A 24,188-nucleotide genomic window follows, 5' to 3' on the forward strand; every position below is an offset into this window, starting at 1 on the left:
TTAGAATTTGTAACCGCGGTGCAGTGCGACGATACCACCAGTCAGGTTGTAGTAGCTTGCTTGCTCGAAGCCTGCTTCAACCATCATACCTTTTAAGGTTTCTTGGTCTGGATGCATGCGAATTGATTCTGCTAAATAACGGTAGCTGTCTGCATCGTTAGCAATCAGTTCACCCATTTTTGGCAAGATATGGAACGAATAAGCATCATAAATTTTAGAAAGCGGATCTAAAACAGGCTTAGAAAACTCAAGCACTAACAGACGACCACCCGGTTTTAAAACGCGGTACATAGAGCGCAGTGCTTTATCTTTATCTGTTACGTTACGCAGACAGAAGCTGATAGTAATGCAGTCAAAATGGTTATCTGGAAACGGCAGTTCTTCCGCGTTCGCTTGTACGAAATCAATGTTGCCGACAATGCCGCGGTCACGCAGTTTATCGCGACCTACGTTAAGCATTGAGTTATTGATGTCCGCCAGAATAACGTGGCCTTTATCGCCAACAATACGAGAAAACTTCGCAGCCAGGTCACCAGTACCGCCACCAAGATCGAGAATTTTTTGTCCCGGACGTGCGCCTGAGCAATCAATCGTAAAACGCTTCCATAGTCGATGAACACCACCCGACATTAAGTCATTCATAATGTCGTATTTCGCTGCTACAGAGTGAAATACCTGAGCGACTTTGGTTGCTTTTTCTTCTTTACGAACGGTTTCGAAACCGAAATGCGTTGTGTCTTGATCTGTCATTGCTGTATTCGTTTGCACGCTACTACTGTCCGTCATCGTTTCTATCCGTCATTGTGGTCGCTATCGCGCCCGCCATCATTCGTTTCTTTTCAATTTGGTTGCTATGCAGCGCACTCTTTGTTTGAGTACTTTCCTTTTGAAAAAAGCGTTCAAAAAAGTGACTAAACTGCCGCGGGCAATCAGTTTACTTTATCCTCTCCTTGATGTCTTTCTACTAAAGGGGCATTTTCAAAATCTTCGCCAATTTGTGCCTTTTCCGCCCACTGAGAATGGATAGAACGTTTCACTTCAACCCCAAGCTGCTTAAAGCTTTCTGCCTGACTGATAGCATTTCCGCGACCAGTGACAAGCTTGTTCATCGCACCCTGATAATTTTGGTTGGCTCTGTCTAACGCAGAACCCAATCCTTCCATATCATCAACGAACAGGCGTAGCTTGTCGTAAAGCTTGCTGGCACGCTCGGCAATGTGACGAGCATTTTGGTTCTGGCGATCATTACGCCATAGGTTGTCAATGGTGCGCAGCGCCACCAGCAATGTGGTTGGACTGACAAGGATAATATTTTGCTCCATCGCATCTTTCACCAAGCTTGGATCAGCCTGAATCGCGACTTGGAATGCAGGTTCCACCGGAATAAACATCAGCACATAATCGAGACTCTCAATGCCGCGAAGCTGATGGTAGTCTTTCTGGCTTAAGCCTTTGATGTGATTACGTAGTGCAAGCAAGTGATCGCGCAGAGCAGCATCACGCTCTTCATCGGTTTCTGCATGGAAATAGCGCTCATAAGCCACCAGCGCCATTTTCGAATCCACCACCACTTGTTTATCTTGTGGCAGATGAACAATCACATCCGGCTGATAACGCTTGCCCATATCATTTTGCAAACTAACCTGTGTTTCGTACTCATGGCCTTCACGCAAGCCTGATTCTGCCAGCACGCGAGCCAGTACGACCTCTCCCCAGTTACCCTGCTGCTTGTTGTCGCCTTTTAGTGCCTGAGTAAGGTTCAACGCCTCTTTTGCCATCTGTTCATTGAGGTTTTGCAAATTACGCAGCTCGTGCACCAAGGTGTGACGCTCTTTGGCTTCGTTGTTGAAGTTGTCATTCACCTGTTTACGGAAACCTTCTAACTGCTCTTTTAGCGGACTCAACAAACCATCAAGGCTCTGTTTGTTCTGTTGATCCACTTTTGCCGCTTTATCTTCAAACACTTGGTTAGCAAGGTGTTCAAATTGCTGTTTCAAACGTTCTTCGGCAGTTTCCAGCAATCGTAGTTTTTCTGCATTCGATTCAAGCTGCTGCTGATGACGCGCTTCTTGCTCACGCAATTGGACATCAAGCTGCGCTTTTAGCTCGCGTAAGTGGTTCAACTCATCGTTGTACTGATCTCGTTCAAGCTTCACGGCATCGAAATAGCGCAGTTTTTCCATAGCAGCCATCAGTTTTCCGTGCAGTTGTTTTAGCTCAAACTCTGCTTTGTCACGCTCTTGATCCAGCTCTTCCAGCTCACCCAAACTGTTGTTCAAGCTTACCTTCAGTTGCTCGATTTGCTGTTGATACCAGCGAGCATCATTAATAATTTGTTGATCGAGCAGCTGGGTTCTGACTTGCATTTTTTGCTTAACCCAAAGCCCAATTACGCTCCCAGAGATAATCGCACTCGCGAGTGCAGGAGCCCAAAGCAGTATGTTGTTGATAATCCATTGCATCATAAAGGTTTACTTCGTCTAGTCGTGACTTAAGTCTGTTGACAAAAATGGTATTTCCATACTGGATAAATGTCCAGTTTGTGGCGCATTTATTCCACCGTTAGACTAGCCAAATAACGTCAAATAAAGTTAGGGAAAACAAATGAACGAGCGTCGCGCATTAGGGCTAGGACTGTCCGCAGTTCTGCTTTGGTCCACCGTTGCCACAGCTTTCAAACTCACTCTGGCAGAATTCACGCCGATTCAAATGCTCACTATCGCAAGTATTGTCTCAGCACTGGCTTTATTCATTATTTGCGCCCTAAGAGGTCATCTAAATCTGATCGCCAGCACCTTTTTTGCTAACCCTTGGTACTACTTGCTTCTAGGGCTGATTAACCCTCTGGCTTACTATTTAATTTTATTTAAAGCGTATGCTTTACTTCCAGCTTCGCAAGCTCAGTCCATTAATTATAGCTGGGCAATCACCTTAACGTTGATGGCAGCGGTTTTCTTGGGTCAAACTATCAGAAAGCAAGATTGGCTAGCCTGTATTCTCAGCTACTTAGGCGTTATTGTCATTGCCACCAAAGGCGATGTACTGGGTTTGAAATTTGACAGCCCACTTGGCGTCGGTTTAGCGCTGCTTTCCACATTGCTTTGGGCCGGATACTGGATTCTCAACACTAAAAACCAGGCAGAGCCTGTCGTCGGTGTACTACTTGGATTCCTTGTGGCCATTCCGTTTACTATCGGTTTAAACCTTTATGAAAGCGCTCCATGGAGCCAGATAACCTTTAACGGTTGGGCGGCAGTAACCTACGTAGGGCTATTTGAAATGGGCATTACCTTTGTGCTCTGGCTCGGCGCATTGAAAAGCACCAACAACACCGCACGCATCAGTAACCTGATTTTTGCCTCACCGTTTATCTCTCTCATACTGCTGGCAACGATCATTGGCGAGGAGATTCATCCTTCAACCTTAATCGGCTTAGTGATGATCATCATTGGTCTTGTTGTGCAACAACTGAAGTTTTCTCGCAAGCAACCCAGCTCGGTTTCATCTTCGTGACTATGTTTTATTTACAAGACTTTACACCTCCCCTCTAAATTCTCCCCTCAACAGAGGGGGAGAACCAAGAGCAACAGGTTTTGCGGTGGATTTAAAACAATTGGTGAGCAAGCTCCACCCCATGCCCCCTAACTTGGTCAATTTCAATATAAACATCAGATGATAACGCCAATGCCTTCGCGGCTGGGTGACGAGTGAGAAACGCACGTTTTTCTCGCTCATCAAACAATGAGTCCCATCTTTTATGGATTTCGCGCGCTAAAAACAGCACACAGGCCAGACGTTTAGCTTCCGTTGCCTTGCCCGGATGATTCACATTTTCTATCGCATCCGCCATATCTGAAGGAAACTGCCACTCGCGAGCTAGCCTTGCACCAAGCTCCTGCGCATCAGTATCGAGCAGCTCTTTTTGCACCGCTATCAACTCCTCACCATGATCAACGCGGTATTTTATTTGTGATGCAATATCTGGCTCTAATGCATGAATCATAAGTTCACCGATATTGTGTAGCACTCCGGTCGTAAAGGCTTCATTCGGGTCTAAGCGTGCGGCTCGCGCCAGCTTGCTGGCTATCATGGCAATTTCAAAAGTATTGGCCCAATAGTCTTTGATATTGAGGGTGGCGAGTTTAGGGAAAACACCAGACACAACCGAAGAAGAGATCAGCGTTCGCACCGCACCGCTGCCGACACGAATAATCGCTTCGTTAATCGTTGAAACACCATGCGCGCCACCAAACTGGGCTGAATTTGCCATCCGCAAAACTCGGGCACTAAGCACTTGGTCCATCGACATCTTACGCGAAAGCTCACTGAAGTTGAGGTTCTCACTGTTCACCATGTTCAGTAGCTCTTGTTGAATACTTTCAATACGAGGTAATTCATTAAAACGAGAGAGCAAGGCTTCTTGATTCATTCTGGCTACTCCTTTTGCCAACCAACAAATCAACTATAGTTTAGAAATAATCATTGTTGAAAATGCCATGCGCTTTACAGCTAAAGCTGGAATCTAGTTCAAGATAGTTGCTCTCATCATTGTTATGTCGCCAGTAACAAAACAAAGCCGGAGAAGGTCTCCGGCTTTGTTTGAGATAATTTGTCAGGTGATTTTCTCTCGATACAGCTTCGGGCTGACACCTGCCTTTCGCTTGAATACGCGAGAGAAATAGAGGGGATCGGAATAGCCTACTATTCGACCAATATGGTTAACCGAATAGTGAGTAGTCACTAACAATTGCTTCGCACGGCTAATACGTTGGTCATCGCGCCATTGGGTAATGGTCATCTTCATTTCGTCGCGGAACAAGTGTCCTAAGCGAGATGGTGACAAGCAGGTATGCGCAGCAATTTCCTCAAGCGTGAAATCCTGATTGAGGTTTTGCGTCATGTAGTTAATCGCTTGAATGATTCTCGGATCAAGCGGTTTGCAGACCACATCAGGCTGCACTGATTTACAGCGGATCAGTAACTGCTCAAGTAAGTTGATTGCCAAATCATCCCGATATGGAAGGTCCGATTTAGCCGTATATTCGATATCAACAAACAAGCTTTCAATGTGTTCGATGTCCTGAGCAGACAAGCCGCTGGTCACATAAACCCCATTACGCTCTTCCTGCCAGTTTAACCAGTCATTCCAAAATGCACGCGGCCGGAAATACACCCAACGGTGAAACCATGAAGCGTTGTCTTCTTTGCGGCGGTAATAATGGGCGGCGCTAGGGGGAAACAAGAGTAAGTCTCCAGCTTTAACATGAAACTCATGTTCACCGGAAAAAATGGTGCCTTCACCTTTGCTGGTGATATTGATGATGTACCCTTTCATGCCGTTTGGACGATCAATGGTGTAGTCGAGCTCGTCACCTTCGATAATAGGCGTGAGACCGGCGACTAAATGCGCATCAAAGTCATACCCCGGCTTGAGTGGATCTGTGTTTTGCATAGACCAACAATCATTAGAATTTTTTCTAGTGTATGTTGAGCCCGGAAGTATTGCGATTTTCGACATCACATTTTATCTAATACGATCCATTGAGTCGCGGAAAAAGCTTCGCGAAACAGGTCTGGTTTAATGGAGTGACGAATAGATTCACTAGGAAGACCATGACGACAGCGTTGCCAATCCGGTTGTTCTGATTGTGGCGGTTGATCGTTTTCCACTCTATCCAGTGGCACTATTTCATGTCTAATGTCTAAACGTGTAGGAATGCTATTGCGAGCCAAATACTCAATCACTACCGCTTTCTCGTGAAAGTAGTAGTTCATGTTGACGGATAGCTTGTCGACATGGTGTAGCTGACACCACTGCTCTATTCGATCGTGGCGATGACGAAACTTCCACTGAGCCTCAGAGACATCCAGCTGCTCACCATTGTTGATCAGTTCCAGCTTTCCTTGATACAGCACCTTATCCGCATACAGAAGTTCAAACTTCTCCGGATTTTGGCCTGCGACTCGCAGCGTCCACTGGTGGTAGTTAATATCAAGCGGACTGTGAACATCGAAGCCCGGCTCTGTTTTAGATTCGTCAACCGCCATAAATACCTCTACAACCTCTCCCTCACAACCGTGTCACTGTGAGGGAGAATTTATCGATTAAACACCTGAAGCTAGACGGTAGTACAAGCTGTTCGTTTTCAGCTCTTGCTTGAACTTACGAGTCTCAGTGCTTTCGTCGATCACAACCATTTCCATTCCCAGAATGTCCGCGTAATCCGCCAACATATCCACACTCACCTGTTGGCTGTACGCACTGTGGTGCGCGCCACCTGCGTGAATCCAAGTCGCCGCAGCCACTTGTAGGTTTGGCATTGGTTCCCATAACGCGTGTGCTACAGGAAGATGAGGCATGCTTTGCGGTGGAGCGACGGTTTTCAACGTGTTCACTACCATGCGGAAGCGATTCCCAAGGTCAATCACAGACACGTTTAGCGCATCGCCTTCTTTACCGCTGAACAGCAAACGAGGAACATCACACTTCAATCCAATGGTATGACGGTGGATTTCGAGACGTGGTTTTGCCGCCGCAATTGACGGACACACTTCTAGCATGTGCGCGCCTAATGCTTGATCAGTAGCACCAAAGTTATAGGTATAGTCTTCCATAAATGAAGTACCACCTTGGCGACCTTTACCCATCTGCTTCATGATGTGAACCATTGCAGAGGTCTTCCAGTCACCTTCACCGCCGTAACCAAAGCCTTTCGCCATTAAACGCTGTGTTGCAAGACCAGGTAGAGAACCCAAACCGGTTAGGTTTTCGAAGGTGTTAGTAAATGCGCTGGCACCTACGTCAGTTAAGAAACGTTCCATACCCATTTCTAGGCGTGCTTCGTGCTGCATCAGTTTTAGCAGAGCGGCATCTGTCAGTAGCTCTGGCTTCATTTCATAGGTTGATGCGTATTCATCAAGCAGACGAGAGACATCCGCATCCGAAACCGATTGAACCGCTTCAGTCAATTCACCCAAGCCGTAAGCGTTCACTTCGTAGCCGAACTGGATTTGAGCAGAAACTTTGTTGCCTTCGGTGACCGCAACTTGGCGCATGTTGTCACCAAAACGCGCCACTTTTAGATTCTGACCAGCGTTAATACCGATAGCAGCGCGGCACCAGTCATCAATTTCCGCGTGAACATTTGGATTCTGCCAGTGACCAACCACCACTTTACGATCAATCCCCATACGAGTGCCGATAAAGCCAAACTCACGACAACCATGCGCACTTTGGTGAGTGTTCATGTAATTCATGTCAATGTCGTCCCAAGGAAGTGCGGCATTGAACTGAGTATGCAGATGAAGGAATGGTTTGTTCAGTTGCGAAAGACCCGCAATCCACATTTTCGCTGGAGAAAAGGTGTGCATCCAAAGCACCAAACCAACACAGTCAGGGTCGTTGTTCGCCGCACGGCACACATTTAAGATTTCATCAGGAGACTTCACCGTACCTTTATCTAGCATAGGTACTGAGATAGCGTTGCTTTGATTGAAGCTGGCAACGATCTGCGCGCTGTCTTGCGCGACGTTTTCTAACACTTTTGGTCCGTATAGCGTTTGTGAACCAGTGACAAACCAAACTTGTTTTTCATTAAATACTTTCATGACTTACCCTTTATTCTTAGCTGACTGACCGTAATACGCATTCGCTCCGTGTTTACGTAGATAATGCTTGTCGAGCAATGCTTGATTGATATATTCCACCGCAGGATTGATCTGCAGAGTTTGCATAGCCATTCCGGCAACAACCTCTGTCACCACTGCGTTGTGCACCGCTTGATGGGCATCTTTACCCCAACAAAACGGCGCGTGTTCTTTGACGAGAATTCCCGGAATCGCATTTGGGTCGTGGTCGCCGATGGTTTCTGCAATCACCAAACCAGTATTCAATTCATAATCGGAAGCGATCTCTTGATTGGTGAGCGCTCGAGTACATGGAATGCTGCCGTAGAAGTAATCCGCATGAGTGGTACCTAAAGCAGGAATCGCTTTACCTGCCTGAGCCCAAGCGGTTGCTTGTGGCGAATGGGTGTGAACCACACCACCGATTTTGGCGTAGGTTCGGTAGAGAACGAGGTGCGTTGCAGTATCAGAAGACGGATTCAGCTCGCCTTCCACCACATTGCCTTGCAGATCGACCACCACCATGTTTTCGGCGCTTAAATCTTCGTAAGCCACACCGCTTGGCTTAATCACGACCAAGCCAGATTCACGGTCGATCGCTGACACATTGCCCCAGGTGAACGTCACTAACTTGTGGCGTTCGAGATCCAAGTTCGCTTGCCACACATCATGGCGAAGCTTGTTCAGGCGCTCTTGTTGATTCAACAAATCACCCATGATTACGCTCCTGAGCATGTTTTGCTTCAGAGATTTGCTCTAGGTGTTGACCCAGTTCACGGTAAGCAGAGTAACGTTGTTCACGTAGCACTTTTGCTGCCGCATTCGGCTTGTAAACTTGGCTGATTGGGCTAGCCATCGCTTTCTGTGCTTGCTGAGCATCGTCGTAAATACCTGCGGCAACCGCGGCGAAAATAGCAGCACCCAAGGCACAACATTGCTCAGAGCTCGCTACCGCAATATCACGGCCGATAACGTCTGCACACATCTGCATCACGTAAGGTGATTTTTGCGAAATACCGCCGATGGCGATAACGCGCTCTACATCCATACCTTGGTCAACAAAACAATCGACAATCGCTTTCGCGCCGTGAGCCGTTGACTCAACCAAAGCAGCAAACATCGCTGGTGCGGTTGAACCCAAGTTCAAATCGGTAACTGCGCCTTTGAGGCGTTGGTTGGCGTAAGGAGTACGACGACCGTTGTGCCAGTCCATTGCCAGTGGCGAGTTGTCGTTGAATCCATATTGCTGCGCAGAATCCGCAAGCATTGGAATAATCGCTTTATCCAATTGCTCCATCACTTTGGCCGCTTCTGGATTGGTTTTCGCTAATGCTTGAAGTGGCCACATCAGCACGCGCTTATACCAAGCGTAAACATCGCCGAATGCCGACTGACCAGCTTCCAGTGCCATCAAACTTGGCAAGGCACTGCCTTTGACCTGACCACAAATACCGTGAATGGTGCGGTCGCCAACTTGGTCTGCATCGACCATTAAAATGTCGCAAGTAGAGGTACCGATCACTTTTACCAAGTCATGTTTACCAGCACCTGCACCGACAGCGCCCATATGACAGTCAAACTCGCCAACCGCAATGGCTAAACCAGCAGGCAAGCCCACTTTTTCAGCCCACTCTTGTGTTAAGTAACCTGCGACATCCTCAGAGGTATAAACCTCATCAAACATACGCTCACGAATACCATCAAGAGTTGGCGAAATTGCAGAGAGGAATTTTTGATCTGGCAGGCCACCCCAGCTGTCATGCCACATCGCTTTATGACCAGCAGCACAGATACCGTGACGGAATTTACTTGGGTGTTCGTTGCCAGACAGCAGCGCTGGGATCCAGTCACACAGTTCCACCCAGCTGTGAGCCATTTTCGCCACTTGCTCATCTTGTTCACTGACCCAAGCCGCTTTTGCCCAGAACCATTCTGATGAGTAAATGCCACCAATGTATTTGGTGTAGTCGATGAACTCGCCACCGTGAGCCAGTTCATTAATCAAATCCGCTTTGGATACTGAAGTGTGGTCTTTCCACAAAATGAACATCGCGTTCGGGTTTTCTGCAAATTCAGGTAACAACGCTAAGACATTACCTTGCGCATCAACGGGGGCTGGCGTCGAGCCAGTTGTATCGACACCGATACCCACTACAGACTGAGCGATGTCCGCAGGAACTTGTTCAAGCGCTTCACGTATCGCTTGAGTCATCGCCTCTATGTAGTCTTTCGGGTGGTGACGAAACTGAGATTGCTCAGGCTCGTTATACAGGCCTTCCATCCAACGTGGGTAGTAAGTGACACCAGATGCCACTTCCTCACCACTAACAGCGTTGACCAATAATGCACGCACCGAATCCGAACCAAAGTCCAGACCAATCACGTGTGCAGGTTGTGTCGCTAAATGCTTCATAACAACTCCATGTAGGGTGATATTTTTGTTTGTTATACCCCTGCATGGATGATTCAGCCATGACATTGCCTGCTAGATGTATGGACAAATTCGCCAAATACATATTTCTGTGCGGATGTTTAAAAAACGTTCTAACCCTTTATAAATAAGGCCAAATCGCGGGTGTAAATGATTACACTTGCCCCAAAAGTAATCAGAAATGCACTAAAACGTAACATTTGAGATCACCATCATGTTCACCTCCGCTAAATGAATGGACAAAATTGCTACATTTTTTTGGTGTGATTTCCATCACTTCAACTTCAAATTAAATCTTCAAAGATGTCGGTGAAACAAACCCCCTACCCAGCGGATGGAATAACAATGAAACTAAAAACCTTAATAACAGCAACAGCCTTATCAGGGCTGACTCTACTTAGCGCTTCTGCCAATGCATTCTTTGGTTCAAGCGACGACATGCGACTAGGCTACCTAGTTAAACAGCCAGAAGAACCATGGTTCCAAACGGAATGGTCATTTGCAGAGAAAGCCGGCAAAGACTTAGGTTTTGAAGTGGTAAAAATGGCTGTGCCAGATGGTGAAAAAACATTGAACGCTATCGATACTCTTGCCGCTCAAGGCGCGAAGGGTTTCGTTATCTGTACTCCTGACCCTAAATTAGGTCCAGCAATCATGGCGAAAGCAAAAAGCTATGATCTTAAAGTCGTGACCGTTGATGACCAGTTCCTAAACGCTAAAGGCGAGCCTATGGTTGACGTACCTTTGGTCATGATGGCGGCAACCGCTATCGGTGAGCGCCAAGGTTCTGAACTTTATAAAGAAATGACAAAACGCAACTGGGACGTTTCTACAACAGGTGTCATGGCAATCACTGCTGATGAGCTAGACACTGCACGTCGTCGTGTTGATGGTTCTATCTCTGCTCTAAAACAAGCGGGGTTCCCAGAAGGTCAAATCTATCGCGTACCAACAAAAACTAACGACATCCCAGGTGCCCTAGACGCAGCGAACTCGCTACTTGTTCAATACCCAAATGTTAAACAATGGCTTGTGGTTGGTATGAACGATAACACTGTTCTTGGTGGCATCCGTGCGACTGAAGGTCAAGGCTTCGGTGCTGACAACATTATCGGTATTGGTATCAACGGTGTAGATGCGGTGAACGAACTGGCTAAAGCAAATGCTACTGGCTTCTACGGCTCTCTACTTCCAAGCCCAGACGTACACGGCTACAAGAGTATTGAATCACTTTACAAATGGGTAAAAGACGGCGTTGAACCAAGTAAATTCGTTGAAGTTACTGACGTAGTTCTTATCACTCGTGACAACTTCAAAGACGAACTAGCGAAAAAAGGGCTATAAGCTCAATTTCGGTGACGGCTACTTTGGCCGTCACCCTCTTGATTTAACGGAGAGAATGTCATGGCGAAGTCCCCTTCTTACATAGAGTTTTGTAATATTTCGAAGCACTTCCCAGGTGTAAAAGCACTGAACAACGTCAGTTTCCGCGCAAGCGCAGGCAGTGTTCATGCTTTAATGGGAGAAAACGGTGCAGGAAAATCAACTCTGCTTAAAACCTTGAGTGGGTTCCACCAGCCAACAGAAGGTCATATCGCGATTGACGGTAAAGAAATCAACCTTACCTCAACCAACGATGCACTTGAGCACGGTATCGCTATTATCTACCAAGAACTGAACTTAGTTCCTGAGCTAACCGTTGCTGAAAATATTTATCTTGGGCAGCTTCCAACCAAAGGTGGCCGAGTGGATACCGAAACGCTAAACAAAAATGCACGTGTGCAGTTAGAGCGTCTCGGTGAAACTTTCGACCCTGCATGCCAACTAAAAGAATTATCTATCGGCCAATGGCAAATGGTGGAAATCGCCAAAGCCCTTAGCCGCAACGCGCAAATTATCGCGTTCGATGAACCGACCAGTAGCTTGTCTCAGCGTGAGATCCAAAACCTGTTCAAGGTTATCCGTGAGTTAAGAGATGCTGGCAAAGTCATCATGTATGTCTCTCACCGTATGGAAGAGATTTTCGATCTCTGTGATGCCATTACCATCTTCAAAGATGGTCAACACGTTCGTTCATTTGAAGACATGTCGGAACTGACTCACGATCGTCTCGTAGAACTGATGGTTGGCCGCGAAATTAACGACATCTACAACTACCGCTCAAGAGAACTGGGCAAAAGTGGCTTACGCCTAGAAAACATTCAAGGCCCAGGGCTTTCTGCTCCGGTTTCATTGGATATCAAACAAGGTGAAATTCTTGGCTTGTTTGGTCTTGTCGGCGCGGGACGTACCGAACTGACCCGATTGGTGTTTGGTGCGGAACGTAAAACGGCGGGTGACCTTTACCTTCACGATGTGAAAATTGGCATTAAATCGCCACAAGACGCGATTCGGGCAGGCATAACTCTTTGCTCTGAAGACCGCAAAGCACATGGCATTGTGCCAATCATGTCGGTGCAAGAAAACACCAACATCAGTGCACGTCCATGGCACCTTAAATTTAACAGCCTGATCGATTTCGGTTGGGAAAAAGAGAACGCAACCAAGCAAAAAAAAGCATTGAATGTTAAGGCAGCATCACTTGAACAGCCTATCGGCAAACTGTCTGGCGGTAACCAACAGAAAGTGATTCTTGGTCGTTGGTTGTCTACCGCGATGAGCGTGATCTTACTGGATGAACCGACACGCGGTATCGATGTGGGTGCAAAATCTGAAATTTACGAATTGATTTTTAAGCTGGCGGAAAACGGAGTCACCGTATTGGTCGTTTCCAGCGATTTACCTGAAGTGTTGGGGATATCTGACCGCATACTTGTCATGAAAGATGGCGCAGTAACGGGCGAACTTCAACGAGATGAATTTAACGAACAAACCGCTCTTCGTCTTGCAATGCTCGACAAAGAATCGGCGGCAGCTTAAACCTGAGGAATATCATTATGTCTTTATCTAGCCCTACTAAAGCGATGGCATCAGAGGAGAAATCCGGCGGATTTCACTTCTCTAAAATCTGGGACAAATTTGGAATGCTGATGGTGTTCGCAGGTCTGTTTCTGCTTTGCGCACTGTTTGTTCCTTACTTCGCAACCTTCATCAATATGAAAGGCCTAGGCTTGGCGATTTCAATGAGCGGTATGGTGGCGTGCGCCATGTTGTTCTGTCTGGCTTGTGGCGACTTGGACCTTTCCGTTGCCTCTATAATCGCCTGCTCTGGCGTTGTAACCGCAGTGGCTATCAACGCCACCAGCAGCGTGGTACTGGGTATCGGTGCTGGCCTGCTTTCTGGTGTGGTATTTGGTCTGCTAAACGGCTTCGTGATCGCCAAACTGCAAATCAACGCGCTGATCACGACACTGGCTACGATGCAAATTGCCCGTGGTCTTGGCTATATCATCTCTGACGGTAAAGCCGTAGGTATCACAGAAGAGAGCTTCTTCACCCTTGGCAACTCTTCAATTCTGGGTATCCCGACTCCAATCTGGTTAACACTGATCACTTTCGGTGTGTTTGCCTTCCTTCTTAACCGCACCGTATATGGCCGCAACACGCTGGCGATTGGTGGTAACGAAGAAGCGGCACGTCTAGCGGGTGTGAATGTGGTCAAAACCAAGATGATGATTTTCACCATCTCTGGTTTTATCTCTGCACTGGCGGGCGTCATCCTCGCAGCACGTATGACTTCAGGTCAGCCAATGACTTCGGTTGGTTTCGAGCTAGTGGTTATCTCAGCGTGTGTATTGGGTGGGGTTTCACTGAAAGGCGGTATTGGTAAAGTTTCTTACGTTATCGCAGGTGTCCTAATCCTCGGTACGGTAGAAAACGCGATGAACTTGTTGAACATGTCTCCATTTGCTCAATATGTTGTTCGCGGTGCGATTCTGCTTGCTGCGGTTATTTTTGACCGTTACAAACAGAAATCTCAGTAAAAATATTTACCAAACTATTTGGCATTGCAGATCAGTATCTGCGTGAGTCGATTAATCATAGCAATCTCTGAGATTGGGCAAACAAAGAAAGCCATTACGACTGCAATATCAAATAGAAAGGATAAATAAAGCCTCCATTTATATACCTTTCTCATGTTGCCCTCTGTTGTAAGAGGGCTTTTTTTATTCAAGAAAATAAAAACCGTAATCGCTACTCAATTAAATGCAATATTTTGATTGCACTTAGGTATTAGTTTTTTGGGAATAAGTTGCTAATAAAATGGACTATTTTGCTACCAAATTTTTTATGTGATTAAAATCTAACCACCGATAATTTATGCGTCTTAATATTTCATTGCTCATGGCTATTTTAATAATTTTTAATAATGAGCAATACGTGAAACAAGAATTTCTCAAGGTCTTTGAAATGTCAGTTAAGCAAAAGTGAACAGGTATCCTTAGCGTAGAACCGATATAATGACATCTATGTTGCGGAGTAAGTACATTCATAAAAACGCTGTCGTTTCTTGAACGGAGAGAGAGTTAAACAAGATAGGGATTTAATCATGTTAAAAAAACTCACTTTAGCAACTGCTGTCAGTACCATCCTAATGTCTGGTTCACTAATGGCTGCCTCATTAACCGTTGGTTTCTCTCAAATTGGATCTGAATCAGGCTGGCGAGCAGCTGAAACAGCAGTATCCAAAGTTGAAGCTGAAAAACGCGGTGTAACACTGAAAATTTCTGATGCACAACAAAAGCAAGAGAACCAAATCAAAGCGGTACGCTCTTTCATCGCACAAGGTGTAGACGCAATCTTTATCGCACCTGTAGTACAAACCGGTTGGGGACCAGTGCTTGAAGAAGCAAAAGATTACGGCATTCCCGTGTTTCTGCTAGACCGTGGTATCACAGTAGAAGATGACTCGCTTTATATGACTGCGGTCACCGCTGATAACGTGCTGGAAGGCGCTGTAGCGGGTAAATGGCTAATCGACAAAGTAGCTGGCAAACCATGTAACGTGGTTGAACTGCAAGGCACCGTGGGTGCGAGTGTGGCTATCGACCGTAAAAAAGGCTTCAGCGACACTGTAGATACCGTCGACAATATTAAAATTGTGCGTACTCAGTCAGGCGAATTTACCCGCAGTAAAGGTAAAGAAGTTATGGAAAGCTTTATTAAAGCAGAGAATAACGGCAAAAATATTTGTGCGGTATTCGCCCATAACGATGATATGGCAATCGGTGCAATTCAAGCAATTAAAGAAGCAGGTTTAAAACCTGGCAGCGATATTTTAATTGTCTCTATTGATGCGGTTCCAGATATATTTAAAGCGATGATGAACGGTGAAGCGAATGCAACCGTTGAGCTAACTCCAAATATGGCTGGCCCTGCTCTTGATGCACTAATGGCTTATAAAGATAAAGGCACAATTCCACCGAAGAAAATTGTTACCGAGTCCAATTTATATTTACCAGCTGATGCAAAAGCTCAGTTAGAAATGAAAAAAGACTTAGGTTATTAATTTTATTATCACCCTCCCATTAGGGAGGCATGCTTTATACTCAAACCACTTGGAGTTGCAGGTAGGCGGCAAGTAAGTGAATCCCCATGAGCATAGATAAGCTATGTGATTGGGGTGAACGAACGTAGCCAACGCCGCTGCAGCTTCAAGTGGGAAGAGTATAGATTGTTGGAGTTATTATGCCGTTAAACAATCAGCAAGATGTCATATTAGACGCCAAAGGGATCTGCAAATATTTCCCCGGTGTTAAAGCGCTAGAAAATGTCGATTTCAGCCTGAGAAAAGGCGAAATCATGGCGTTGTTGGGGGAAAATGGCGCAGGTAAATCAACGTTAGTGAAAACCTTAACCGGCGTGTATCAACGTGATGGCGGCGAAATTACTCTCGATGGTCAATCCATCTCTCCACAGAATACCGCTCATGCACAACATCTCGGGATCGGCACGGTTTATCAGGAAGTTAACCTGCTACCGAACATGTCCGTGATGGACAACCTTTTCATCGGCAATGAACCTAAAAAATGGGGCTTTGTTGACCGTAAAACCATGGCTGAAAAAGCACGCAGAATCGTCACTAGCTATGGCTTAGATATTGATGTGACTCAGCCTCTCAACCAGTTCTCCGTTGCGATTCAGCAAGTGATTGCGATTGCCAGAGCAATTTCACTGTCAGCCAAAATACTGATTCTTGATGAGCCGACAGCCAGCCTCGATAGCAACGAAGTGAAAATGTTATTTAACATCATGCTGGGGCTCAAAGAGAAAGGCGTGAGCCTGATTTTCATCACTCACTTTCTTGATCAAGTTTATGAAGTCAGTGATCGCATTACCGTATTACGCAACGGTCAGTTGGTTGGCACCAAAGAAACCCGTGAACTACCACAAATTGAGCTGGTTAAAATGATGCTCGGCCGCGAGCTGGAAGATACGGCTCTGAAACGTGCGGGCAAAACGCGTAAACACAATGAGCCGATGGTGTCCTTCACTAACTATGGCAAAAAAGGCACCATCCACGCCTTCAATCTCGAAGTTCATGCCGGAGAAATTGTAGGTTTGGCTGGGTTATTAGGTTCCGGCCGTACCGAAACTGCGAAAGTGATTTTTGGTATTGATCCAAGCGATTCCGGCACCTGTTCTCTGAAGGGTCGCCCTATTCAGGTTCGATCAGCTCGTCAAGCCTCCCATCTGGGCTTTGGTTACTGCCCTGAAGATCGCAAAACCGACGGCATCATTGGCGCGGCTTCTGTTCGTGAAAATATTATTCTGGCTTTACAGGCACAACGCGGCTGGTTTAAACCCATCTCTCGTAAAGAGCAGGAAGCGGTGGCACAACGCTATATCGACCAGCTAGCCATCAAAACTCCGAGCCTTGACCAACCTGTAGAGTTCCTCTCTGGTGGTAATCAGCAAAAGGTTCTACTTGCTCGATGGTTGCTTACTAAACCGAAGTTCCTGATTCTCGATGAACCCACACGAGGTATCGACGTCGGCGCACATGCCGAAATCATTCGTCTGATTGAAAGTCTTTGTGCTAACGGGCTCGCTCTGTTGGTTATCTCTTCCGAACTCGAAGAACTGGTTGGTTACGCCGACCGCGTCATCGTGTTACGAGACAGAAAACCAGTAGCAGAGATATCCACAGAAGAACTTTCCGTACCAGCCATAATGCAAGCGATTGCGAGTTGAGGTGATTATGAATACGCTCAATCCACTGCAGTCAGTCAAGAAGCCCGAGCAGCGCAATAGATTTACACTGCCAAAAGGCACGCCACAGCTTGCTGCTCTTATTCTGCTGTTCATTGTGAACAGTTTGATTGCTGATAACTTTTTCTCTATTCACATTCAAGATGACCGCTTGTTTGGCAGTGTCATCGATATCTTTAACCGAGGTGCACCTGTTGCACTGCTTACCATCGGGATGACACTGGTTATCGCAACTGGCGGTATCGACCTTTCCGTTGGTGCGGTGATGGCGATAAGCGGTGCTGTTCTGGCAAGTATGGCTGAGCAAGGTTATGCGCCATCAACCATTTTGCTCTGTTCAGTGTTAGCGGGTGTGGCATGTGGTTTATGGAACGGCTTCCTTGTTGCGGTGTGTAAAATCCAGCCGATTGTCGCCACCTTGATTTTGATGGTCGCTGGGCGCGGTGTCGCACAGCTCATCACAGAGGGACAAATCATCACCTTTAACAACGACACTTTGTCTTGGTTTGGTAGTGGTTCACTGTTCTATTTCCCTACCCCAATCCTGTTGTTGGCGTGTGCCTTATTGATTGTTTGGGCACTCACCAAGAAAACAGCATTGGGGCTCTTTATCGAGTCTGTGGGTATCAATATCAAAGCTGCCAAAAACGCAGGTATTAATACCCCAGCAATTGTGATGTCGGTGTATGTCATCAGTGGTGTGATGGCGTCTATCGCAGGGATCATTGTCGCAGCAGATATCAAAGGCGCTGACGCCAACAACGCCGGTTTATGGTTAGAAATGGACGCCATTTTAGCGGTGGTTATTGGTGGAACATCTCTGATGGGTGGCCGTTTTAATCTGTTACTCGCATTGGTTGGCGCTTTTATCATTCAGAGCATCAACACGGGTATTCTGTTGTCAGGTTATCAACCGCAATGGAACCACATTGTGAAATCGCTTGTGGTGTTAACCGTGTTGATACTGCAATCCCCGACAGTTATTCAATTGATTAAGAGGAAATAGATCATGATAAAACGTAACTTTCCTCTGTTTATCACCATCGCAGTGTTCCTGATTGGCTACGCGTTTTGCATGGTAGAGTTCCCAGCTTTCATGAGCACTCGGGTGATTTGTAACATTCTGACGGATAATGCTTTCTTAGGCATACTCGCCGTTGGTATGACTTTCGTCATCCTCTCTGGTGGTATTGACCTGTCAGTGGGTTCGGTAGTCGCATTTACCGGTATCTTCCTCGCCACGGTGATAGGTGAATGGGGCGTTCACCCTTTCACTGCCATTATCATGGTATTGGTGATGGGATCATTGTTTGGCGGTTTAATGGGCTGGATTATCGATACCTTAAAAATCCCAGCCTTTATCGTCACTCTGGCTGGTATGTTCTTTCTGCGCGGAGTCAGCTTTTTAATCTCAGAACAGTCCATTCCTATTGAGCACCCTATCTATCGTGAGATGTCTCGCTTTTCATGGCATATCATCGGCGGTGGTCGATTAAGCTTGTTGGCAGTGGTGATGCTTATCGTCGTTGCCATCGGGATGCTTGTGGCTCACCGCACCCGTTTTGGTAACAACGTGTACGCGATTGGCGGTAATGCGACGTCAGCGGGTTTGATGGGGATTCCGGTGAAACGCACCACAATCGGTATCTACATGCTTTCCACTTTCTTGGCCACCTGTGCCGGCATTGTGTTCTCTATCTACACCTCTGCGGGCTATCCGCTCGCTGCTGTCGGTGTTGAGCTGGATGCTATCGCTGCTGTGGTTATCGGTGGTACTTTGCTATCCGGCGGTGTCGGCACTGTGTTTGGCTCGTTATTTGGCGTGCTTATACAAGGGCTAATCCAAACCTACATTACTTTCGACGGCACGTTGAGTTCTTGGTGGACCAAAATCATCGTCGGCATTTTGCTGTTCAGCTTTATCGCTCTGCAACGTCTGTTGATCATAATGAGCGAACGCCGCAAAGTGGTGAACACCAGCCGTATAGGCTCACTAGCAACCGGAGATTCATAGTTATCTTCGACTTAGAAACATCGATATCTCCGAGTTACGAGTTAATAGCAAAGAAGCCAGTTTTAAGACTGGCTTCTCTTTTCGCTTTGGATTATCGGTTCTCAAACCGGTTGTAATCCAGTAAACCAAATTCAATCGGCTGATCTTGCTTATACCATTGATGAACTTTATCACTGAAAGACCAGAAATCTGGTGAGCTGCGACGCACCGCAAACCGATCCAGTAGCTGAACATAGCTCTCTTCACCATCCAGTGTTTTCAAACGTGCCACCAGCTCAGGAATTTCAGTTTCTTTAAGCGACAAATAGGCTGCCGGATAACTACCCAAAACACCTCTTACCAAGGTTAATGTGTCTTTCTCAGGGACTCGGTTGTCCTCTTCATCAAACAAGCTGGAAATGTTGCTGTGAGCGTTGTTGTGGATCAGAGTAAACAGTTGCGACTCACCCGATTTGGACTCAATCATTAGCATCATTAACTGAGGGATCGGTAGTATACCCTCACCTTTAATATAATTGACGCTGTTAAGTGCGTATTCATGATCAGCGGTAAACCCGGTATTAACGATGTCATATCGTTGGCTAAGTACTGGCTGGACATGTTCGCGTAGCTGATCAAACAACTCTGATTTCGGGTCATCTGTGGTGTACTCGATATTACTCGGCTCATCAAATGGCTTCACGTTACGCAATAGAAACTCGGTAAAATACGCACTTTGATCCTCATACCAGCTCGACAATTCCTCATGCCGTGTTTTCTGAGGCAGTAAGGTAATGAAGTTACTTTCACCTTCTAAGCGCAAGAAATCCATAAACATGCGGGTCACGAGCTGATGACCGAAGTTTCCATAGACATCAAAGCCTGCTACCAGCAAGTAATGAATACGCTCAAGTAATGCGTAATCTAACACCCATGCGGTTTTTGGTTTTCGTCCTACCAAACCTTGTGCCACAGACGCACTATCAAAGTGACGGAAAATAGTTAACGCGGCATTGGGGTTAGTACTATCACCAGACCAAATCAAATCCGTTGTCACGTGGCGGCCATTTTTAAATTGCTTAGCCGAGAACTCAGATTTTTCTTCCAGATAGCGAGCTTGCTGCTTGGCATAACTAATCCAAGTAGCAATTGGGTTGATGGTGTCTTCGCGCTCCGCTGGCAGTTTTAAGTTATCAGCTTGAGAGCGGTAAAACTCGTTAACCTCTGTAATGTTGGCTTTGTCTGGGTCTAAGAAGAACACCCAGAAATTATCATTAATAACGTTAAGCGCCAGCTGACCTCGACAGACCGGACCTTTAATAAACGCCATCACGGTATTCTGAGCGTTATCGAGTAAGAAACGATATCTCGCATTGACGGGCAAATCGATAAAAGCGGTCATCGGGTTAGCGGCTACCGAAGGCTCGTAACTTGGCAGTTCCTTAATTTTGTAATCCGCATCGATAAACCACGCTTTCCAATTGTGGATACGCTTCTTATTCAAGGCGTAAGGCATATGGGTTTTATCAACTATGGTGCCTTGCTCTGGGATGATGCGGTAATAAACGCGGTCAACTTGCGGATCATCATATGGACGACGAGTTGCAATGCGTCTAACAGGCTCACCCGGCGGTGTTGCAGAACGAACAAGCGTAAAGAAACGTGGCGTTTTCTCGTTCAGATCAGAAAAATAAATATGGGATAAGAACAAATGCTCGTAGATATAGCGAGCCGCTAACTGGTTCTTCTTACCATCTGCATTTAACAGTGTTTCGTAGTTATCAACTAAGGTTTGTTGCGATGCCGTCAGCGGTATGTGTTCATTCATCTGAGCGCCGTTTTCCAACCATGCCATTAGCTTGTTGTACTCACTCTTATTGAGGTTTGGCATGCCGAAAGGCATTCCCCAGTCAGGGTACTCCTGTTGGTAAGCCTCATGCTCTTCCAATGTCGGACATTGCTGCTCTCGATAAATAGAAAAATCGAACCCCTCCAGCTGATCTTGCTGCTGCTGAGGGTGTAACTCTTTTTGTTTAAGCAGTCTTGCCACCAGCCCTGCTTCAAGGTTTGCTCGTGTCGATTGATCTCGTTCATTCAGCACAGGATGAAAACCAAAATCACGCCACTCTTGAGTGGTTTGAGCATCTTCAAACAAGCGAGTTGGTGTTGCCGCACTTAAGCGCGTACCTTCATAAACTTGAGTTTTACTTGCGCCGCGATCAATCCCTTCCACCGAAGAGAGTTTCAGCTGACAAGGTGCGTCATAGCAAGCATGGCAAACCACACATCGGTTATCGATGATGGGTTTCACCTCTTGCATAAAATACTGAGCTTGAGGCGAGTCTAAAGCCACCTGACGCTCACGAACTTCAGGTGCACCAAACAGTTCATCGTAGTTGAGCCCAGCATAGGTGGCACAACCAGAGAAAACTAATACCAAAATGACAAAAAAGAGCTTTCGTAAATTCATATAGTTATAGTTTTGTGTTAACCAAGGTTAATTAAAGTAGAGAGTACTATATTTTCAATGAACAAAAGAAAATACCATGTGAAATCTATCTTTCTGACTACCTTCTGTCGCTATTTATTACACAAATCATTTTTACTCAGGGCAATTGAATGAAATAATCCCTCGAGATGTTGTCAAACATGCTAAATAATGACTGATTGATAGAGAACTCGCTTCGAAAAATCAGGAAAAGTAGATAAACTTTAACTAACTGAGCAGAGAAAAATGCACTGCTGCGTCTTTACCTAATTATGAAGAGTGGCTAAGCCAAATTAACTAAGATGACGAATCAAACTGAACAAAGACAATATTTTCGTCTAAGTTACAAAACCAAGGTAGCCATGCCTACATTCCGAGTTCAAAGCAAAGAATTTAAAATCAGTGAAATTTCGGAACAGGGCATGCGTGTAATTGTGCGTGATACTTCATTGTTTAGTCCTAACGACACTGTTGAAGGTGAAATTCTTCTCAATGCCTTTGACACCAATATTCAAGTTAAAGGTAAAGTACTGAGAACGGTCGGTAATGAAGTGATTTTCCTGTTATCGCAAGGCCTGTCATTCAAAGAGATGATTGGCGAGCAAAGGTATATGCGTAAGCACCATCCCAACGTGTTTCCCAAAAACTCTCAATAGATAGAAAACAAATAAAAAACCCGCTATTAATTTAATAACATTCTGCGGGTTTAAAATATTTCAAGACCGATTTTATACGTTCTGACCAGCAACATAACCGCTCGACCATGCCCATTGGAAGTTATAACCACCGAGCCAACCAGTCACATCCATTACTTCACCAACGAAATACAGTCCTTTAATGTCTTTGCATTCCATCGTTTTAGAAGAAAGAACATCGGTATCCACGCCGCCAAGAGTGACTTCAGCTGTTCGATAGCCTTCTGTTCCATTTGGTACCACACGCCACTGTTCTAAAGTCTCTCTTATTGCTTCCAGCTCTTTCGGATTGAACTGTTTGAGAGGTTTGTCTACCAGCAACTTACGTTCGATAAACACTTCCAGTAAACGCTTAGGCAGTACGCGCGCTAAGGTGTTTTTGAGTGTCTGGTTCGGGTGCTTTTCTCGGGAACGAGTTAATAACTCATCAACATCAACTTCAGGCACCAAGTTAATGGTAACCGCTTGTCCCGGCTTCCAGTACGACGAAATTTGCAACACCGACGGGCCAGATAAGCCGCGATGGGTAAACAGCAGCGCTTCTTTAAAGCTTTTTCCGCATTCTGCCTGAATTTCAGCAGGAACAGCGATACCCGAAAGCTCAGCTAATGCGTCTTTGTCTTCAACATGCAGAGTAAAAGGTACTAAGCCTGCGGTGGTTGAAATAACCGGTAAACCAAACTGCTCAGCAATCTTGTAACCAAACGGTGTGGCTCCTAGCTTTGGCATTGAAAGACCGCCGGTCGCCACAACCAAAGACTCACACTCAATGTCGCCCTGCGTGGTGTGCAACAAGAAACCTTGTTCGGTTTTTTGAATATCGAGCGTCTCGACTTGATAGCGCTGACTAATGTTTGGAAGGTCGCACTCTTCAAGCAGCATTTTGACGATGTCTTTCGCCGAGTCTAAACAGAAAAGCTGGCCATGAGATCGCTCTTCGAACTCAATACCATACTTACTCACCATTGAGATGAAATCCCAGTGGGTATACTGCGAAAGCGCCGATTTCACGAAGTGCGGATTGCGGCAAAGGTAGTTTTGAGCCGAGACATCGTAGTTGGTGAAGTTACAGCGACCACCACCGGAGATAAGAATCTTACGTCCTGGTTTTTTCGCATGATCAATCACCATCACACGGCGTCCACGTTTTCCGGCTTGAGCAGCACACATTAGGCCAGCCGCTCCGGCGCCTATGATGACAACATCTACTTTTTCACTCATGACTCATACCAATGCCAGTAATCAGAACTCTACCCGTCTAGAACTATGTCAGTAGTAAGAACAGGCAATAAAAAAGGACGTACAGCGGTACGTCCTCACTCACTTGAAGCGGCATTTTAACGGTAAACGTTCACTCTTACCAATGCGTTTATCCAATACTCCTATTCTTCAAAAAGCACAGAAGTTCTCCTAGATCATAAACGCAACCACAGAGGTAAACACCACGAGAGACGAAGAGAGAATGAAAAGCTCACGCACACGATCACACTTGCCAGTAAACACTTCATCGTGGTGATGAAGGTACTCTTTACTTTTCAAGTAGTGATATAGGCGAACCTGCTTAGACATGTTGCCATGTGTGGTGAAAAACCCCCGCCCATCAACTTGTTGGTAAAGCAACGGGTGAGCTTCTCGCATGATATAAATCAGAGCTCGCAGCGCGGTAAGGTATCTTGCTACGTTAATACCAGTAACAATCATTAGCGCTAGTAGAATGGTATCTCCACTGATCATCTTTTCCTCCCTACATCCAAAGTAAGAGGGCTACCCGGAGAAAAAGACGATCGTGTTCAGAGTCTTTTT

General features: G+C 46.0%; 20 protein-coding genes. 9 read left to right on the forward strand and 11 right to left on the reverse strand.

The window, feature by feature from the left end:
• Both ubiE and rmuC read right to left on the reverse strand, forming a co-directional pair.
• A complete protein-coding gene (ubiE, locus tag P4S58_RS14850; RefSeq protein WP_042487914.1) occupies window positions 1-786 on the reverse strand; it encodes a bifunctional demethylmenaquinone methyltransferase/2-methoxy-6-polyprenyl-1,4-benzoquinol methylase UbiE in 786 nt (261 codons plus the stop codon).
• Between the two features lie 143 nt (window positions 787-929).
• Window positions 930-2,462, reverse strand: coding sequence for a DNA recombination protein RmuC (gene rmuC / locus P4S58_RS14855; protein WP_102963073.1), 1,533 nt, complete (start codon window positions 2,460-2,462; stop codon window positions 930-932).
• Window positions 2,463-2,604: 142 nt separating this feature from the next.
• On the opposite strand from rmuC, the gene P4S58_RS14860 reads away from it, so the two are divergent.
• Window positions 2,605-3,513 carry a DMT family transporter gene (locus P4S58_RS14860; protein WP_102963016.1) on the forward strand — a complete coding sequence of 303 codons (909 nt, stop codon included), beginning with the start codon at window positions 2,605-2,607 and terminating at the stop codon, window positions 3,511-3,513.
• A 91-nt stretch (window positions 3,514-3,604) separates the two neighbouring features.
• Here the strand turns inward: P4S58_RS14860 and P4S58_RS14865 are convergent, their stop codons facing one another.
• The 6 genes from P4S58_RS14865 to P4S58_RS14890 form a co-directional block, all read right to left on the reverse strand.
• Complete coding sequence (locus P4S58_RS14865) at window positions 3,605-4,429, reverse strand: HDOD domain-containing protein (protein WP_042487908.1); 825 nt, start codon at window positions 4,427-4,429, stop codon at window positions 3,605-3,607.
• A gap of 183 nt (window positions 4,430-4,612) precedes the next feature.
• Window positions 4,613-5,452: an arabinose operon transcriptional regulator AraC gene (gene araC / locus P4S58_RS14870; RefSeq protein WP_042487905.1), complete on the reverse strand. Its 840-nt coding sequence runs from the start codon at window positions 5,450-5,452 to the stop codon at window positions 4,613-4,615.
• A gap of 65 nt (window positions 5,453-5,517) precedes the next feature.
• On the reverse strand, window positions 5,518-6,048 hold the full coding sequence (locus tag P4S58_RS14875) for a hypothetical protein (protein WP_102963017.1): 531 nt from the start codon (window positions 6,046-6,048) through the stop codon (window positions 5,518-5,520).
• 57 nt (window positions 6,049-6,105) lie between these two features.
• Window positions 6,106-7,608, reverse strand: a complete 1,503-nt coding sequence (araA, locus tag P4S58_RS14880; RefSeq protein WP_102963018.1) for an L-arabinose isomerase — start codon at window positions 7,606-7,608, stop codon at window positions 6,106-6,108.
• 3 nt (window positions 7,609-7,611) lie between these two features.
• Window positions 7,612-8,343, reverse strand: coding sequence for an L-ribulose-5-phosphate 4-epimerase (locus P4S58_RS14885; protein WP_281252083.1), 732 nt, complete (start codon window positions 8,341-8,343; stop codon window positions 7,612-7,614).
• Entirely contained in the window at window positions 8,336-10,039 is a 1,704-nt protein-coding gene (locus tag P4S58_RS14890) for a ribulokinase (RefSeq protein ID WP_102963020.1), read from the reverse strand. The genes P4S58_RS14885 and P4S58_RS14890 overlap by 8 nt, the downstream gene beginning before the upstream one ends.
• A 363-nt stretch (window positions 10,040-10,402) precedes the next feature.
• Between P4S58_RS14890 and P4S58_RS14895 the strand changes: the two genes are divergently transcribed.
• The 7 genes from P4S58_RS14895 to yjfF all read left to right on the forward strand — a co-directional run bounded on the left by P4S58_RS14895 (window position 10,403) and on the right by yjfF (window position 19,223).
• A complete protein-coding gene (locus P4S58_RS14895) occupies window positions 10,403-11,401 on the forward strand; it encodes an arabinose ABC transporter substrate-binding protein (protein ID WP_042487890.1) in 999 nt (332 codons plus the stop codon).
• A gap of 60 nt (window positions 11,402-11,461) precedes the next feature.
• Window positions 11,462-12,976, forward strand: a complete 1,515-nt coding sequence (araG, locus tag P4S58_RS14900; RefSeq protein ID WP_042487887.1) for an L-arabinose ABC transporter ATP-binding protein AraG — start codon at window positions 11,462-11,464, stop codon at window positions 12,974-12,976.
• A 17-nt stretch (window positions 12,977-12,993) separates the two neighbouring features.
• A complete protein-coding gene (gene araH, locus P4S58_RS14905; protein WP_042487882.1) occupies window positions 12,994-13,980 on the forward strand; it encodes an L-arabinose ABC transporter permease AraH in 987 nt (328 codons plus the stop codon).
• A gap of 566 nt (window positions 13,981-14,546) precedes the next feature.
• Window positions 14,547-15,506: a galactofuranose ABC transporter, galactofuranose-binding protein YtfQ gene (gene ytfQ, locus P4S58_RS14910; RefSeq protein WP_042487879.1), complete on the forward strand. Its 960-nt coding sequence runs from the start codon at window positions 14,547-14,549 to the stop codon at window positions 15,504-15,506.
• 179 nt (window positions 15,507-15,685) lie between these two features.
• Window positions 15,686-17,191, forward strand: coding sequence for a galactofuranose ABC transporter, ATP-binding protein YtfR (gene ytfR / locus P4S58_RS14915; protein ID WP_102963021.1), 1,506 nt, complete (start codon window positions 15,686-15,688; stop codon window positions 17,189-17,191).
• A gap of 7 nt (window positions 17,192-17,198) precedes the next feature.
• Window positions 17,199-18,215, forward strand: coding sequence for a galactofuranose ABC transporter, ATP-binding protein YtfT (ytfT, locus tag P4S58_RS14920; RefSeq protein ID WP_102963022.1), 1,017 nt, complete (start codon window positions 17,199-17,201; stop codon window positions 18,213-18,215).
• Window positions 18,216-18,218: 3 nt separating this feature from the next.
• Window positions 18,219-19,223 (forward strand): galactofuranose ABC transporter, permease protein YjfF, encoded by a 1,005-nt coding sequence (gene yjfF / locus P4S58_RS14925; protein WP_042488181.1) that lies wholly within the window; start codon window positions 18,219-18,221, stop codon window positions 19,221-19,223.
• Between the two features lie 91 nt (window positions 19,224-19,314).
• Here yjfF and P4S58_RS14930 read toward each other — a convergent pair whose 3' ends face one another.
• On the reverse strand, window positions 19,315-21,672 hold the full coding sequence (locus P4S58_RS14930; protein ID WP_102963023.1) for a fatty acid cis/trans isomerase: 2,358 nt from the start codon (window positions 21,670-21,672) through the stop codon (window positions 19,315-19,317).
• Between the two features lie 320 nt (window positions 21,673-21,992).
• Between P4S58_RS14930 and P4S58_RS14935 the strand changes: the two genes are divergently transcribed.
• Complete coding sequence (locus P4S58_RS14935) at window positions 21,993-22,346, forward strand: PilZ domain-containing protein (RefSeq protein WP_102963024.1); 354 nt, start codon at window positions 21,993-21,995, stop codon at window positions 22,344-22,346.
• Window positions 22,347-22,418: 72 nt separating this feature from the next.
• On the opposite strand, the gene P4S58_RS14940 is transcribed toward P4S58_RS14935, so the two are convergent.
• Both P4S58_RS14940 and uspB read right to left on the reverse strand, forming a co-directional pair.
• Window positions 22,419-23,606 (reverse strand): NAD(P)/FAD-dependent oxidoreductase, encoded by a 1,188-nt coding sequence (locus P4S58_RS14940; RefSeq protein ID WP_102963047.1) that lies wholly within the window; start codon window positions 23,604-23,606, stop codon window positions 22,419-22,421.
• Between the two features lie 189 nt (window positions 23,607-23,795).
• Entirely contained in the window at window positions 23,796-24,119 is a 324-nt protein-coding gene (gene uspB / locus P4S58_RS14945; protein WP_042490071.1) for a universal stress protein UspB, read from the reverse strand.
• Between the last annotated feature and the right edge of the window lie 69 nt (window positions 24,120-24,188).

This window comes from Vibrio sp. Hal054 (assembly GCF_037162405.1).
Lineage (GTDB): Bacteria > Pseudomonadota > Gammaproteobacteria > Enterobacterales > Vibrionaceae > Vibrio > Vibrio diazotrophicus.

Coding starts and splice junctions, on each gene's coding strand:
- ubiE (WP_042487914.1), bottom strand. CDS start 786: ATGACGGACAGTAGTAGCGTGCAAACGAATACAGCAATGACAGATCAA.
- rmuC (WP_102963073.1), bottom strand. CDS start 2,462: ATGCAATGGATTATCAACAACATACTGCTTTGGGCTCCTGCACTCGCG.
- P4S58_RS14860 (WP_102963016.1), top strand. CDS start 2,605: ATGAACGAGCGTCGCGCATTAGGGCTAGGACTGTCCGCAGTTCTGCTT.
- P4S58_RS14865 (WP_042487908.1), bottom strand. CDS start 4,429: ATGAATCAAGAAGCCTTGCTCTCTCGTTTTAATGAATTACCTCGTATT.
- araC (WP_042487905.1), bottom strand. CDS start 5,452: ATGCAAAACACAGATCCACTCAAGCCGGGGTATGACTTTGATGCGCAT.
- P4S58_RS14875 (WP_102963017.1), bottom strand. CDS start 6,048: ATGGCGGTTGACGAATCTAAAACAGAGCCGGGCTTCGATGTTCACAGT.
- araA (WP_102963018.1), bottom strand. CDS start 7,608: ATGAAAGTATTTAATGAAAAACAAGTTTGGTTTGTCACTGGTTCACAA.
- P4S58_RS14885 (WP_281252083.1), bottom strand. CDS start 8,343: ATGGGTGATTTGTTGAATCAACAAGAGCGCCTGAACAAGCTTCGCCAT.
- P4S58_RS14890 (WP_102963020.1), bottom strand. CDS start 10,039: ATGAAGCATTTAGCGACACAACCTGCACACGTGATTGGTCTGGACTTT.
- P4S58_RS14895 (WP_042487890.1), top strand. CDS start 10,403: ATGAAACTAAAAACCTTAATAACAGCAACAGCCTTATCAGGGCTGACT.
- araG (WP_042487887.1), top strand. CDS start 11,462: ATGGCGAAGTCCCCTTCTTACATAGAGTTTTGTAATATTTCGAAGCAC.
- araH (WP_042487882.1), top strand. CDS start 12,994: ATGTCTTTATCTAGCCCTACTAAAGCGATGGCATCAGAGGAGAAATCC.
- ytfQ (WP_042487879.1), top strand. CDS start 14,547: ATGTTAAAAAAACTCACTTTAGCAACTGCTGTCAGTACCATCCTAATG.
- ytfR (WP_102963021.1), top strand. CDS start 15,686: ATGCCGTTAAACAATCAGCAAGATGTCATATTAGACGCCAAAGGGATC.
- ytfT (WP_102963022.1), top strand. CDS start 17,199: ATGAATACGCTCAATCCACTGCAGTCAGTCAAGAAGCCCGAGCAGCGC.
- yjfF (WP_042488181.1), top strand. CDS start 18,219: ATGATAAAACGTAACTTTCCTCTGTTTATCACCATCGCAGTGTTCCTG.
- P4S58_RS14930 (WP_102963023.1), bottom strand. CDS start 21,672: ATGAATTTACGAAAGCTCTTTTTTGTCATTTTGGTATTAGTTTTCTCT.
- P4S58_RS14935 (WP_102963024.1), top strand. CDS start 21,993: ATGACGAATCAAACTGAACAAAGACAATATTTTCGTCTAAGTTACAAA.
- P4S58_RS14940 (WP_102963047.1), bottom strand. CDS start 23,606: ATGAGTGAAAAAGTAGATGTTGTCATCATAGGCGCCGGAGCGGCTGGC.
- uspB (WP_042490071.1), bottom strand. CDS start 24,119: ATGATCAGTGGAGATACCATTCTACTAGCGCTAATGATTGTTACTGGT.